At 64.4% G+C, this 13,387-nt stretch carries 16 protein-coding genes; 4 read left to right on the top strand and 12 right to left on the bottom strand.

The window, feature by feature from the left end; translation table 11 throughout:
- The first annotated feature begins 14 nt into the window (after nucleotides 1-14).
- Entirely contained in the window at nucleotides 15-239 is a 225-nt protein-coding gene (locus tag IG627_RS04045; protein ID WP_193190212.1) for a hypothetical protein, read from the top strand.
- A 63-nt stretch (nucleotides 240-302) separates the two neighbouring features.
- On the opposite strand, the gene IG627_RS04040 is transcribed toward IG627_RS04045, so the two are convergent.
- From IG627_RS04040 to lptM, 8 genes are all read right to left on the bottom strand, one after another.
- Nucleotides 303-914, bottom strand: coding sequence for a response regulator transcription factor (locus tag IG627_RS04040; RefSeq protein ID WP_319024498.1), 612 nt, complete (start codon nucleotides 912-914; stop codon nucleotides 303-305).
- A complete protein-coding gene (locus IG627_RS20830; protein WP_226864695.1) occupies nucleotides 901-1,995 on the bottom strand; it encodes a sensor histidine kinase in 1,095 nt (364 codons plus the stop codon). Before IG627_RS20830 ends, IG627_RS04040 begins: the two co-directional genes overlap by 14 nt.
- 2 nt (nucleotides 1,996-1,997) lie before the next feature.
- Nucleotides 1,998-2,687, bottom strand: a complete 690-nt coding sequence (locus IG627_RS04035) for a tetratricopeptide repeat protein (protein ID WP_193190208.1) — start codon at nucleotides 2,685-2,687, stop codon at nucleotides 1,998-2,000.
- Between the two features lie 131 nt (nucleotides 2,688-2,818).
- A complete protein-coding gene (xerC, locus tag IG627_RS04030) occupies nucleotides 2,819-3,718 on the bottom strand; it encodes a tyrosine recombinase XerC (RefSeq protein ID WP_193190206.1) in 900 nt (299 codons plus the stop codon).
- An 18-nt stretch (nucleotides 3,719-3,736) separates the two neighbouring features.
- Nucleotides 3,737-4,471, bottom strand: coding sequence for a DUF484 family protein (locus tag IG627_RS04025; RefSeq protein ID WP_193190204.1), 735 nt, complete (start codon nucleotides 4,469-4,471; stop codon nucleotides 3,737-3,739).
- 96 nt (nucleotides 4,472-4,567) lie between these two features.
- Nucleotides 4,568-5,398: a diaminopimelate epimerase gene (gene dapF, locus IG627_RS04020; protein WP_193190202.1), complete on the bottom strand. Its 831-nt coding sequence runs from the start codon at nucleotides 5,396-5,398 to the stop codon at nucleotides 4,568-4,570.
- 8 nt (nucleotides 5,399-5,406) lie between these two features.
- Nucleotides 5,407-6,684 carry a diaminopimelate decarboxylase gene (gene lysA, locus IG627_RS04015; protein ID WP_193190200.1) on the bottom strand — a complete coding sequence of 426 codons (1,278 nt, stop codon included), beginning with the start codon at nucleotides 6,682-6,684 and terminating at the stop codon, nucleotides 5,407-5,409.
- Nucleotides 6,681-6,902 carry an LPS translocon maturation chaperone LptM gene (lptM, locus tag IG627_RS04010; RefSeq protein ID WP_193190198.1) on the bottom strand — a complete coding sequence of 74 codons (222 nt, stop codon included), beginning with the start codon at nucleotides 6,900-6,902 and terminating at the stop codon, nucleotides 6,681-6,683. Before lptM ends, lysA begins: the two co-directional genes overlap by 4 nt.
- 93 nt (nucleotides 6,903-6,995) lie before the next feature.
- On the opposite strand from lptM, the gene cyaY reads away from it, so the two are divergent.
- The gene (cyaY, locus tag IG627_RS04005) at nucleotides 6,996-7,319 is read left to right on the top strand and encodes an iron donor protein CyaY (protein WP_193190196.1); all 324 of its coding nucleotides are present in this window, start codon (nucleotides 6,996-6,998) and stop codon (nucleotides 7,317-7,319) included.
- A gap of 81 nt (nucleotides 7,320-7,400) precedes the next feature.
- Here cyaY and argH read toward each other — a convergent pair whose 3' ends face one another.
- On the bottom strand, nucleotides 7,401-8,807 hold the full coding sequence (gene argH / locus IG627_RS04000) for an argininosuccinate lyase (protein ID WP_193190194.1): 1,407 nt from the start codon (nucleotides 8,805-8,807) through the stop codon (nucleotides 7,401-7,403).
- A 100-nt stretch (nucleotides 8,808-8,907) separates the two neighbouring features.
- Here argH and IG627_RS03995 point away from each other — a divergent pair, with 100 nt between their 5' ends.
- A complete protein-coding gene (locus tag IG627_RS03995) occupies nucleotides 8,908-10,038 on the top strand; it encodes a sensor histidine kinase (RefSeq protein ID WP_193190192.1) in 1,131 nt (376 codons plus the stop codon).
- The gene (locus IG627_RS03990) at nucleotides 10,035-10,778 is read left to right on the top strand and encodes a LytR/AlgR family response regulator transcription factor (protein ID WP_455429753.1); all 744 of its coding nucleotides are present in this window, start codon (nucleotides 10,035-10,037) and stop codon (nucleotides 10,776-10,778) included. The genes IG627_RS03995 and IG627_RS03990 overlap by 4 nt, the downstream gene beginning before the upstream one ends.
- On the opposite strand, the gene IG627_RS03985 is transcribed toward IG627_RS03990, so the two are convergent.
- Genes IG627_RS03985 through IG627_RS03975 form a run of 3 tightly spaced genes read right to left on the bottom strand, consistent with a single transcriptional unit; the run spans nucleotide 10,779 to nucleotide 13,364 of the window.
- Entirely contained in the window at nucleotides 10,779-11,393 is a 615-nt protein-coding gene (locus IG627_RS03985; protein WP_193190190.1) for a LysE family translocator, read from the bottom strand.
- A gap of 13 nt (nucleotides 11,394-11,406) precedes the next feature.
- On the bottom strand, nucleotides 11,407-12,153 hold the full coding sequence (locus IG627_RS03980) for an SDR family oxidoreductase (RefSeq protein WP_193190188.1): 747 nt from the start codon (nucleotides 12,151-12,153) through the stop codon (nucleotides 11,407-11,409).
- 59 nt (nucleotides 12,154-12,212) lie between these two features.
- Nucleotides 12,213-13,364: a PilT/PilU family type 4a pilus ATPase gene (locus IG627_RS03975; protein WP_193190186.1), complete on the bottom strand. Its 1,152-nt coding sequence runs from the start codon at nucleotides 13,362-13,364 to the stop codon at nucleotides 12,213-12,215.
- Nucleotides 13,365-13,387 lie beyond the last annotated feature (23 nt).

Here is a 13,387-nt window from a genome sequence, read left to right as displayed (position 1 = left end):
ACAGGGTTTGAGTTATGAAAGATGGTTACCAGGAACAGGGCAACAATTCCCGCAGCAAAGAAAACGAGGAGTTTGCCGAGGAGCGCAGCATCACCTCCCGCCAGAGGGCCAGAAGTCAGCTGACTGCCGATGTGGAGGAGTTCCTCGCCCACGGCGGCGCCATCAGCGAAATCGATGCGGAGGTCACCGCCGACCCCCCGCGCAAGCCGCAGCCCAAGTACGGCAGCCGCCCTATCTAATATCTTCCCGGTCTGCGATCTAGGGTGCGAACCTCACGTCCGCACCCGCGGCGAACATTGCGATCAGTAGAGCCAGCCCCTCTGTCGCGCGATACGCGCGGCATCGATACGGTTGTGTGCGCCCAGTTTGCTGATCGCCTCGGACAGGTAGTTGCGCACCGTGCCCTCGCTCAGGCAGAGCCGCTCGGCGATGTGCGCCGTGTTGTATCCCTTGGCGGCGAGTAGCAGCGCCTGTCTTTCCCTGTCGGTCAGGGGATCCCTGTCGCCGAGGGCGTCGAGCATCAGCTCCGGGTCTATCACCCGCCTGCCGGCGACGGTGCGGCGTATCGCATCGGCCAGCTGCTCACTGGGGGCGTCCTTGAGCAGGAAGGCATCCACGCCCAGGTCCAGGGCGCGGCGCACATAGCCGCGGCGGTTGAAGGTGGTGACAATCACCAGGCGGCAGCCGGGCCAGCGCCGTCTGACCTCTTCCGCCAGGGCCAGGCCGCTGGAACCGGGCATTTCGATATCGCTCACCAGCACGTCCACCGATTGCCGCTGCAGCAGTGCCAGTGCTTCGGCGGCGCTGGCGGCCTCGCCGACCACTTGCAGATCTTCCTCCAGCTCCAGCAGCGCCTTGAGGGCACCGCGTACCAGGTGCTGGTCTTCCGCGATCAGGATATCAATCGATCTCACAGGCTTCCCCCAGCGGCAGCTCCACCTCGATCCGCACGCCGTTGGCGGCGCTGCAGCGCACCTGTCCGCCCAGAGAGCGGGCTCGTTCGCGGATGCCGCGCAGGCCGTTACCTTCGATGACGGCCCGAGTGTCGCCATTGTCGGCAACGCACAGCTGCAGGCGATCCGCCCGCCCCTTGCAGTCCATCACAACGGTGTCGCCAGTCGAGTGGCGCACGACATTGGTACAGGCCTCCATCAGTATCAGTGCCGCGGCGGACTCCACCCGCGGCGGCAGCCGTTGAAAGTCAGTGTTCACTTCCACCTGGAAGTTCTGTTCCTCCAGCCACTGTTGCAGGCGCGCCAGCTCGGCGCCCAGTTCGCGCTCCCGGTAACCGGCGATGGCCTCGCGGGCCCGGGTCAGGGCGGCGCGGGCCAGTTGCTGTACCTCGGCCACCTGGTGCCGGGCCTGTTCCAGGGACATGGGGCTGGTTTCGGCCCTGGCCAGCAGGCGGCCGGCAAGTTCCGACTTCAGCGCCACACTGGACAGGGTGTGGCCAATGACGTCGTGCATGTCCCGGGCGATGCGCTCGCGCTCGGCCACCGTCGCCAGCCGTTCTATCTCCTCGCGATCGCGCAATCTCTGCCGGGTGGCCTCGCCGCGTATGCGGTCGAGAATCCCCATGGCCCCCACCGCAACGGACACCAGGCTGGCTGGCATCCACAGGGTAGCCGGTAGGTTGAGCCACCAGCTCTCAAGGCCCAGCAGCGACAGAATGGCGGCCAGGTGCAGGGCCGCCTGCCGCCCGGGCAGGAGGTTGCCGGAGAAGGCGGCGGCATAGATGAACAGGGAGCTGGCACCGTTGTTGAAGGGCGCCTCGACCAGGGCCAGCAGTAACACCAGCCAGATATAGGGCCTGGGCTCGGTTGCGCGGAAGAGGCGGAAATAGGCCCAGAGGAACAGCGCCAGGCCAAGTGCGAACAGCAGCCACTCGCCGCCACTCATGGGGGCGGCGAAGGGGCGGATAAAGTAAAAGCCGAGAAAGATCAGCCATACCCAGGGGGCAAATCTGTGGTGATCCGGTGACTTGTGTAATTGCATGGTTACCTTTCATTTCCCTCGAGCAGTGCGCCGGCCCAGCGGTGGTCAGGGCGAGCGGCCAGGGCGTCGCGCCAGCTCTGCGTTGCCTCCCGTTCGCGATCCAGTTCCCGCTGTGTCAGTCCCCGCCACACCAGGGCCTCGGCCAGCCCCCAGTCCGCCGTGGTGCCGCCGCGGCCGGCGTGGTAGAGGGACACGGCCCGGCCGAAGGCCTCCAGCGCCTCCCGTTTGTCGCCGCCGAAGGCGCCGGGTGTATTGAACTGGGAGATGCCCCTGGCCAGTTGGGCCAGCGGGTTTTCCGCGTCCAGCGCCAGCGCGCGTTCGACCATGCTGTGGCTCTTGGGGCCGTAGCGGACTGCGGACAGCGGTGTGAGGGCGATCTTGTAGCCGTAGGCCATGGCCAGCAGTGCTGCTCTGTTGCTGTCGGTCTGCGCGGCCTCATTGACTTCCAACAGTTTCAAAACTTGTCCCAGCGCCTCGCCCGCGCCGCCCTCGTCGCGCAGGTGGCGGGCAATCGCCAGCCGATAGCCGGCGTAGGCGCGGCCGTAGCTGTCGTTCAGCTCGGACTGCAGCACGGCCAGGCGCTCCGTATCCAGGCGGTTGAAGGCCTCTTCCACGGTGCTGTCCGGCGCCGCGGCCAGTGCATTTGCGGTGCTGAGCGCGGTGGAGAAAAGTAGTGTGTGGAATGCTTTCATCGGTGGACTCCTTGTCCGTTGCGGGCTTGCAGTTGCCCCGAAAAGTGCCCGCTCAGTATTCAGCGCACCGGAGTCAGAGGGTATTTCCGTTTGTCAGGAATTTGCAGTGACATTTGTCAGCAGAAGCCGAGTCAATCCTCACTCTTTCTATCGCTGCGCGCGCGGGGATGGGCGCTGTCGTAGACCCTGGCCAGGTGCTGGAAATCCAGGTGGGTGTAGATCTGGGTGGTACTGATATCCGCGTGGCCGAGCAGCTCCTGCACGGCGCGCAGGTCGCCGCTGGATTCGAGCATATGGCTGGCGAAGGAGTGGCGCAGCATATGTGGGTGCACCCGCTGCTCGGCGCCGCTGGCCCGGGCCCAGTGCGCGAGGCGCGCCTGCACGGCGCGGTTGCCCAGGCGGCGGCCCTTCAGGCTGGTGAATACCGCGCCGTCATCGCCGGGGGGCGCGGCGCTGCGCCAGGCCTGCAGTGCTTCGATCGCCTTTGTGCCCAGCGGTAGCTGCCGGCTCTTGTTGCCCTTGCCGGTGACCCGCACTTCGCCGGCGCGCAGGTCCAGGTCGGGCCAGTCCAGTCCGGTCAGCTCGGACAGGCGCAGGCCGCTGCTGTAGAAGAGTTCCAGTATGGCCCTGTCGCGCAGGTGCAAACGCTCGTCGCCGGGGCTTTCGACAAAGTCCGCCGCCGCGTCCACATCCAGCAGCTTCGGCAGTCGTTTTTCTCCCTTGGGCGCGCGCAGCCCCTCGGCCGGGTTGGCTTTCAGCCAGCCCTCGCGCAGGCCGCAATTGCACAGGCCGCGCACTGCGGACAGCCAGCGTTGCAGGCTCCTGGCGCCGAGGCCGCCCCGGTGCAGTTGCGCCAGCCAGCCGCGCAGCAGCATCTCTTTCAGTTCGTCGATGCGGGCAAGGCCCTCCGCTTCTGCCAGCTGCTGCAGCTTGGCCAGGTCGCGGCGGTAGGCGTCTAGGGTGTGGGGGGACAGCTGCTTTTCGGTCTGCAGCCGTTGCAGGAAAAAGGCGATGGCAGCGGCCAGTTGCACTGTCTGTGACGCCGCGGATCAGGGTTCGAGCAGGCGCGGCAACAGGCGCTCGAGCACCTCGCCGATATAGGACAGGAAGAGTGTGCCGAGGCTGGAGCGGTAGTGCTGCGGATCGCAGGAGCCGATTGCGAGCACGCCCAGCTGGTTGGCCAGGGGGACCACGGCGGCAGAGGCGACTTTTTCCGCGTCACCGCCGAACAGGTATGTCTTTTCCGCCGGGCGCAGTATGCCGCAGACGGTGCGACCATTGCGCAGTATCGAGCCGATGGCCGTCTCCGCCGCGGCGCGGGAACTGGTACGCACCTCGCCGAGGGCATTCCGCCCGTGCGGCAGGGGGCCGAACAGGGTCAGGCCGGTGAATTCCACATTGAAATCGCCGGCGAAGCTCTTGTAGAGGGCCGCCGTGGCTTCGCCGACGGTCTGCGCCTCCAGCAGCGCCAGTATCAGGCGGCGGCTGTGCAGAAACAGCTGGTCGTTGTCGCGGGCATTGTGCAGCAGCTGGTCGAGGCGCTGACGCATCTCGATATTGCGCTCGCGCAGCAGGTTTGTCTGGTGCGTCATCAGCGACACAGTCTTGCCGTTTTCCCGCGGCAGCTTGATGGTCTCCAGCAGTTCCAGGTGGTCGGCGAAGAAGTCCGGGTTCTGGATCAGGTAGCGGGCCACCTGGCGCGCCAGCAGTTTCCTGTTGCGCTGCACTTCCTTGTCGCCATTGGAGATGTCCGGGGCCTGAGTGGCGTCGCTGTGTTCCGTCATTATTCAGTTTGGCTTGTAGGATGGGCAAAGCGCAGCGTGCCCATCATGTCGCGGTTGATGGGCATGCTGCGCTTTGCCCATCCTACGTCCCTTCGTTCAGAGAACAATTTGCCCGTGGTACACGGTGGTCGCGGGCCCGGTCATGGTAACCGGCTGCCCCGGTCCGCTCCAGTGGATTGTCAGTATGCCGCCGGGCAGCTGGATTTCCAGGCTGTCGTCCACCAGATCCCGCAGGCGCGCGACGACCATGGCGGCACAGGCGCCGGTGCCGCAGGCGCGGGTCTCGCCGACGCCGCGTTCGAACACGCGCAGGCGCGCGCGGGCACGGGACTCGATTTGCAGGAAGCCCACATTGACCCGTTGCGGGAAGCGCTGGTGGTGTTCGACCTTGGGGCCCAGCTCTTCGACCGGCGCAGCGTCGACGTCGTCCACCAGCAGTACCGCGTGGGGATTGCCCATGGACACGGCGCTGATGGTGAAGACCTCGCCGTCCACTTCCAATGGATAGGTCTCTGCGCGTATATCGGCGGCGAAGGGAATCTGTTGCGGTTCCAGTACCGGTGCACCCATATCGACGCTGACGCGGTCGTCGTCGAGCAGGTTCAGCTGCAGCATGCCGGCGGCTGTCTCCACCAACAGCTGCTTCTTGCCGGTCAGGCGGCGCTCGCGCACAAAGCGGGCAAAACAGCGCGCGCCATTGCCACAATTCTCCACCTCGCCACCGTCGGCGTTGTAGATACGGTAGCGGAAGTCGGCATCCGGTGTGCGCGGCGATTCCACCACCAGTACCTGGTCGCAGCCCACACCTGTGTGGCGGTCGGCCAGCTGGCGGATCTTCTCCGGCGACAGCTTGAGGCGCTGGCTGATGCCATCGAGCATCACGAAGTCGTTGCCGAGGCCGTGCATTTTGCTGAATTTAAGGCGCATTCCGTTTCTCAGTTGTTGTCCCTGGCCTTTGCCGGCGCTCTTTCCGGAACAGGACTCTCGCCGCGCACCAGGTCCTCCACCGTTTCGCGCGCGCGCACCAGGTAGGTCCTGTCGCCGTCCACCAGCACTTCCGCGGCGCGCGGACGGCTATTGTAGTTTGAGCTCATGGTGAACCCATAGGCGCCGGCGGACATCATCGCCAGCAGTTGCCCCTGTTGCAGCGCCAGGGAGCGGTTCTTGCCGAGGAAGTCGCCGGTCTCGCACACAGGGCCCACTATATCCCAGATCTCGGTCTCGCCGCTGTCCGGTACCACCGGCACTATGTCCTGCCAGGCCTGGTAGAGAGCCGGGCGCAGGTTGTCGTTCATGGCCGCGTCGACGATGGCAAAGTTGTGCTCTTCGGCGCGCTTCAGAAACTCGACCCGGGTCAGCAGCAGGCCACCGTTGGCGGCGATGGAGCGGCCGGGTTCCAGCACCAGCCCCAGCTGGCGATCGCCGAGGCGCTCCTTGACCGCATTCAGGTAGTCGCTCACCGGTGGCGGTTCCTCGCCGCGATAGCGCACGCCCAGGCCGCCACCCAGGTCCAGGTGCTCCAGCTGTATGCCGGCATCCGCCAGCTGGTCTATCAGGATCAGCAGCCGGTCCAGTGCGTCCAAGAAGGGAGCTATCTCCGTCAGCTGGGAGCCGATATGGCAGTCGACACCGATCACCTTCAGGTGCGCCGACCCGGCGGCGCGGCGGTAGACCTCGACGGCGCCGTCGATGGCAATACCGAATTTGTTTTCCTTCAGCCCGGTGGAAATATACGGGTGGGTCTTGGCATCTACATCCGGATTGACGCGCAGGGAGACGGGCGCGCGGACGCCGCACTCGGCGGCCACCTGCTCCAGTCGCGCCATTTCCGCTTCGGATTCCACGTTGAAGCAGTGCACGCCGACTTCCAGCGCGCGGCGCATCTCGTCGGCGGTCTTGCCCACGCCGGAAAACACGATGCGCGACGGATCGCCGCCGGCCAGCAGCACCCGCTCCAGCTCGCCACCGGAGACGATATCGAAACCGGCCCCCAGCTGCGCCAGCAGTGACAGTATGCCGAGGTTGCTGTTGGCCTTGACCGCGTAGCAGATCAGTCCCGGGTGGTTGCCGAGCGCATCGGCGTAGTCCAGGTACTGCTTTTCATAGTGCGCGCGGCTGTAGACATAGGTGGGCGTGCCGAACTGTTCGGCGATCTGCTCGAGTGGAACCCCTTCCGCCCAGAGGCCGCCATCGCGGTAGTTGAAGTCGCTCATTTTTCCGCTTCCGGCTCCCCGCTGCTTTCGACGGCGTCGCCCGTTTGCGCCCGCGGTTTTTCCGGCTCTTCCCCGGTCGTGGTGGCAGTGCCCGAGACGGGAGCAGCGACCGCAGCGGGCTGAGCCGGCGCGGCCGGATCCTGCGGCAGGTAGAGGGGCCCCTTTTGTCCGCAGGCACTCAATAGTACAGCGAGGGGAAGAATGAGTTTTTTCTGCATCGGCGGCGTCCTGCGACTCGGTCGTTGGAAAAGCCTGCTAGTATAGCGGCCAACCAGTTTCAGCACAGTACACGGTAACAGTAGTAACAAATTATGAGTCAAGCGGAGTACGATACGGCTGTCGAGCGCACCCTGATCGCCATCGAGGACGCCCTCGACGATTGCGACTGGGATATCGATTACGAGCGCGCCGATGCGGTATTGACCCTGACACTGGAGGACAACGGCAGCCAGGTGATCCTCTCGCGCCAGTCCGCCAACCGCGAACTCTGGGTGGCTGCCAGGTCGGGCGGCTTCCATCTCGCTTTCGAGAATCCTGGCTGGAAGTGCACCACCACAGGTGAGGATCTGCCGGCACTGCTCGATCGCGTATTGACCGAGCAGCAGGGCGAGCCGGTTTCCCTGGGGCTGGAATAACTCCGTAGGTCGGGCTGAGCCCAACCTACGCCGCTCGATTTATCGCGGCCACCGGCCGCTCCTACAGCAATGCAATAAACCTCAACGCTTCGCGATCAGCGTCTTTGCCCGCGCGCAGGCAGCCCGCACCTGCTTGGGCGCCGTGCCGCCGATATGGTCCCGCGCCGCCACCGATCCCTCCAGGGTCAGAACCCCGAACACATCCTCACCTATCTGATCGGAAAACTGCTGCAGCTGCGGCAGGCTGAGCTCGGCCAGATCCCTGTCCTGCTCTATCGCAAAGGAAACCGACTGGCCGACGATCTCGTGGGCATCGCGGAAGGCCACGCCTTTGCGCACCAGGTAGTCCGCCAGGTCGGTGGCGGTGGAGAAGCCTTTCGCCGCGGCGGCCAGCATATTTTCCTTTTTGGCCTTCAGCGCCGGCACCATATCGGCGAAGGCGCGCAGGCAGTCCAGGGCCGTGTCGGCGGCGTCGAACAGCGGCTCCTTGTCCTCCTGATTGTCCTTGTTGTACGCCAGTGGCTGGCTCTTCATCAGTGTCAGCAGGGCGATCAGGTGGCCGTTCACGCGGCCGGTCTTGCCGCGCACCAGCTCCGGTACGTCCGGGTTCTTCTTCTGCGGCATGATCGAGGAGCCGGTGCAGAAACGATCGGGCAGGTCGATAAAGTCGAACTGGCTGGAGGTCCAGAGCACCAGCTCCTCGCTGGCGCGGCTGAGGTGTGTCAGCAGCAGCGCGCTGAAGGCGCAGAACTCGATGGCGAAATCGCGATCGCTGACGGAGTCGAGGGAATTCTCCGTCGGCGCGTCGAAGCCGAGCAGCTCGGCGGTGCGCGCCCTGTCGATCGGGTAGCTGGTACCGGCCAGCGCCGCGGCGCCCAGCGGCGAGCGGTTGACGCGTTTGCGGCAGTCCATCAGCCGCTCGTAGTCGCGGCTGAGCATCTCGTTCCAGGCCAGCAGGTGGTGGCCGAAGGTCACCGGCTGGGCCGACTGCAGGTGGGTGAAGCCGGGCATGATGGTGTCCGCCTCCCGCTCGGCCAGCTCTACCAGGCCGGTCTGCAATCGGGTCAGTTCGGAGGCTATCCGGTCGATACGGTTGCGCAGCCACAGGCGGATATCGGTAGCCACCTGGTCGTTGCGCGAGCGGCCGGTGTGCAGCTTCTTGCCGGTGGCGCCGATGCGGTCGGTCAGGCGCGCCTCGATATTCATATGCACGTCTTCGAGCTGCACGGACCAGGGGAATTCGCCGGCCTCTATCTCCGCGGCAATGTCATTCAGGCCGCCGGCGATCTGCTGGTATTCGCCTTCTGTCAGAACACCCACTTCCGACAGCATCTGTGCGTGTGCCAGGGAGCCCTGGATGTCCTCCAGCGCCATGCGCTGGTCGAAGGTGACCGAGGCGGTAAATCTTTCTACAAAGGCGTCGGTGGCTTCACTGAAGCGGCCGCCCCAGAGTTTGGCGGCTGGGTTGGAGGCGTTGTCGTTGCTCATGGTGTCCCTGACAGCTGAATGGGTGTGGATGGGTGAAAGCGCCTGGCGCTGGTGGTATCTTCCCGGTCTGATTTCGGCAAAACCAAGAATAACAAGTGGTATGACTTCCCCACAGTCCGCGCGACCGGCGGGCATTATAGCGCAGCAAATTCGCGAAATTGCCGCAGATAGCAAAGATTCTGCGCGCCCGCCGTTTTTGCCCGACCTGTGCAGTGTCTCTGCGCTGGCGGCACTGGTGCTGATGGGCGAGCTGCTGGCGCTGGTGCTGGTACTGGCGGTGGACGGCCTGCGCGCCTTCAGCTGGGAGCGCCTGGGGCTGGTGTCCATGACGATCCAGTGGGTGATACTGCCGTCGGCGGCGCTGCTGTGCCGCCTGCGCCCGCGCCTGGCGCAACTGCCCAACAGGCTGGCCGGTGGCCTCAGCTTCGCCGCGGTGCTCGCCGTGCTGCTGACGGTGATGGGCGCCCAGCAGTGGTGGCAGGCCTTTCTGTCCCACTCCCCCTTCGATTACTGGCGCTTCCTCGGCGACAGCCTGCTCGGCGCCATATGTGCCGGTGTAGTGCTTCGCTACGCCTATGTGCAGCAGCAGCTGCACAACCAGCAGCAGGCGGAGCTTGGTGCGCGTATCGATGCCCTGCAGTCGCGCATACGACCGCACTTCCTGTTCAACAGCATGAACAGCCTCGCCAGCCTGATCGCCATAGACCCGGAGCGCGCCGAGCGGCTGGTGGAGGATCTGTCTGCGCTCTTTCGCGCCAGCCTCGCCGACTCCGGCATGGTGCCGCTGGGGCAGGAGCTGGCGCTGGCGAAACGCTACCTGCAGATCGAGGAGCTGCGCCTGGGCGAGCGGTTGCGCACGCGCTGGGACATTGCCGCTGGACTGGAACAGCTGGAGGTGCCGAGCATGTTGTTGCAGCCGTTGCTGGAGAACGCGGTATTGCACGGTGTGGCGCGACTGCGCGAGGGCGGCGAGATAGCGCTGCATCTCGCCATTGGAGTTGATTGCCTCGAGCTGACCATCGACAATCCGGTGCCCGCCGGTGACAGTGAAGCGCGGCGGGACAGCAACGGTATCGCGATGGAAAATATTTGCCAGCGCCTGGCCGCCCACTTCGGCAACCGTTTTACCTTTGCCGCCGGCCGCGACGGCGACCGCTATCGGGTGCAGTTGCGGCTGCCGGTCACACAGCCGGCGACACGCAAGTCGCGAAGAGAGGAGGCACTGGCGTGAATCCACTGAAAGTCCTGATCGTCGACGACGAGCCCCTGGCCCGCGCGCGCCTGGCGCGGCAGCTGCAGCAACTGGAAAACTGCGCGCTGCTGGGTGAGGCCGCCGATGCCGAAGCGGCGCTGCAGCAGGTCGAGAGACTGGACCCGGACCTGGTGCTGCTGGATATAGAAATGCCCGGTGAAAATGGCCTGGAGCTGGCGCGACGCCTGTCTGCACGGGACTTCCCCCCGGCGCTGATCTTCTGCACCGCCCACGACCAGTTTGCCCTGCCGGCCTTTGCCACCGCCGCCGCAGGTTACCTGCTCAAGCCGGTGAACGCCGAACAACTGGGTGAGGCGATCGCGAAGGTGCAGCGACTGAGCAAGCCGCAGCGAAATTTGATCGAGGGCGGGGAGAAACCCCAGACCGGTCGCAGTCGCATCAAGGCGATCAGCCGTCGCGGCGTCGAACTGCTGGAAGTGGAATCCATCCGCTGCTTTGTCGCCGACAGCAAATACGTGGTCGCGCACCACGACGGCGGCGAGACGATTCTGGACGAGTCGCTGAAGGAGCTGGAGGGCGAGTTCGGCGAGCGCTTCGTGCGGGTACACCGCAATGCGCTGGTGGCGATCGGGTTTATCACCGGCCTGCGCAAGGACGGCGGCAATTACCGGGTGGAGCTCAGCGGCGTCGCCGAGCAGCCGCTGGTCAGCCGCCGACTGCTGGCCGGCGTCAAAGACCTGATGGCCGAGATGTGTTGATCAGCTTCTCGCGCCGAGAAAAATACCACTGCCGACCAGGACGCTGCCGCCAATCAGGTTGAGCGGGGCGGACCTGGAGGAATTTTTTATCAGTCCACCGGTACGTGCGGCCAGATAGGCATAGCCCAGATTGACACTGCCCACCGCAATTGTGACCACCAGCAATACGCAGAACAGGTCCACAGCGGAAATCTGCTGCATATTCAGGAACGCCGGGAAAAAGCTCAGGTAAAACAGTATCGCCTTGGGGTTGCCCAGGGTGGTGGCCAGGCCCAGCAATAAGTTGGCGAAATGGGAGCTCTTGCCGGCGTCACCCGGGTTTTCCACCGTGCCTCTGGAGCGCAGCAGCCCGATTCCCAGCCAGACAAGATAGGCAGCGCCGAGGTATTTGATAGCGACAAACAGATTGCCCATGGTCTCGGCGATAAAGGCCAACCCGGATATCGACAGCAGGACAAAAACATAGTCGCCCAGCACTATGCCGATAGTCGTCGAGGCGCCGTGGGAGAAACCCGAACTCATGGCGCGGCTGGTCACGGCGACGACGGCGGGGCCGGGCACCAGGGCCAGCACTACCATTGCGCCGAAGAGTGCAAATATTGTAGCGAAAGTCATCTCTATTCTCCTTTTAGCTTCCGCCCGTCACATCGATAAACGAGCCCGTCGTAAAAGAGGCCTCATTGCCGAGCAGCCAGGCGATGGCCGCAGCCACTTCCTCTGGTTGTCCACCGCGTCCCAGCGGAATATTGGTTTTTACCCGTTCTATCCTGTCCGGTTCACCGCCGTCCGCGTGCATTTCCGTATGGATGGGGCCGGGCCTCACGCCGTTGACCCTAATCCCGTCGCTGGCCAGTTCCCTGGCTAGGCCTATGGTCATCGAATCCACCGCGCCCTTGCTGGCGGCGTAGTCGATATATTCATTGGGTGAGCCGGTGCGCGCCGCACCCGAGGAGACATTGACGATAGCACCGCCGTTGCCGCCGTGACTTGTCGACATGCGTTTTATTGCCTCGCGACAGCAAAGTAATGTGCCAGTGACATTGGTGTGCAGGATCTTGTTGATGCGCTCGGCTGTCATGTTTTCCGCAAGTGTCTGCGGCAGCAGGATACCGGCGTTGTTGACCAGAGCGGTTGGCGGCCCCAAGCGATTGTCGACTTCGCGGAAGAGCCGCACCACATCCGCCTCCGCAGAGATATCCGCGCACACGGCAATTGCCTCCACATCGAGCGAGCGCAATTCCTCAATCAGCGCCTCGGCAGTTTCCGCCCGCTGACGGTAACTGATGCAGATATCGTAACCGCGCGAGGCGAGCAGGCGCGCTGTTGCTGCCCCAATACCGCGGCTGCCGCCGGTAATGATCGCTACTTTTTTCATTTGCGGTTTCGCCAATGCAGAGTGCCGGGACGTGAGAGTCCCGGCAACCGGAGGGAACATTAGTAAAGCTGCGGCCCGCCGTCTCCGTACTCGGAATCATTCTGCAGACTCAACTCGCCGGCGGCGCTGTTCAGGTACTCGGCGTCCGACTCGGACTTGAGCTTGATCATCAGGCGCAGGTCGTTGGCGGAGTCGGCGTGGGAGAGGGCGTCCTCGTAGGTGATCTCGCCGCGGTCGTAGAGTTCGTACAGGGCCTGGTCGAAGGTCTGCATGCCCTGTTCGTTGGACCGTTTCATCAACTCCTTCATCTTGTGCACCTCGCCCTTGCGGATCAGGTCCGACATCAGCGGGGTGTTGATCAGGATCTCGAGACAGGCGCGGCGGCCGTCGCCGTCCGGGGTCGGTACCAGCTGCTGGGCCACCATCGCCTTCAGGTTCAGGGACAGGTCCATGTACAGCTGTTCGTGGCGGTCCGCCGGGAAGAAGTGGATGATGCGGTCCAGGGCCTGGTTGGCGTTGTTGGCGTGCAGGGTGCACAGGCACAGGTGGCCGGTTTCGGCGAAGGCGATGGCGTGATCCATGGTCTCGCGGGAGCGCACCTCGCCGATCAGGATCACGTCCGGCGCCTGTCGTAGGGTATTTTTCAGGGCCACCTCGAAGGACTCGGTATCCAGGCCGACCTCGCGCTGGGTCACGATGCAGCCGCGGTGCTGGTGCACGAATTCGATCGGGTCCTCGATGGAGATGATGTGGCCCTTGGAGTTCTCGTTGCGGTGGCCGATCATAGACGCCAGCGAGGTGGATTTACCGGTGCCGGTGGCGCCGACGAAAATGATCAGGCCGCGTTTGGTCATCGCCAGGTCCTTGAGGATCTCCGGCAGTCCCAGGCCGTCGACCGTGGGGATCTTGGTCTCGATGCGGCGCAGCACCATGCCCACCAGGTTGCGCTGGAAGAAGGCCGACACACGGAAGCGGCCCACGTTGCGCACCGAGATGGCGAAGTTCAGCTCTTTCTTTTCCGCGAATTCGCGCCGCTGCTTCTCGCTCATGATGCCCACCACCAGCTCGCGCGCCTTTTCCGGCGTGAGGGAGCTGCTGCTGACGGGCACCACCTTGCCGTGCACCTTGATCGAAGCCGGCACCCCGGCGGTGATGAACAGGTCGGATGCGCCCTTCTCGACGACCAGCTGCAGGAGTCTTTCGATTTCCATTGTTTTAAACCACTTTCATTGTG

The organism is Microbulbifer taiwanensis (genome assembly GCF_014904815.1).
Lineage (GTDB): Bacteria > Pseudomonadota > Gammaproteobacteria > Pseudomonadales > Cellvibrionaceae > Microbulbifer > Microbulbifer taiwanensis.
Note: the sequence above shows the minus strand (reverse complement) of the source record. Positions and strands in the feature narration are given on the sequence as shown.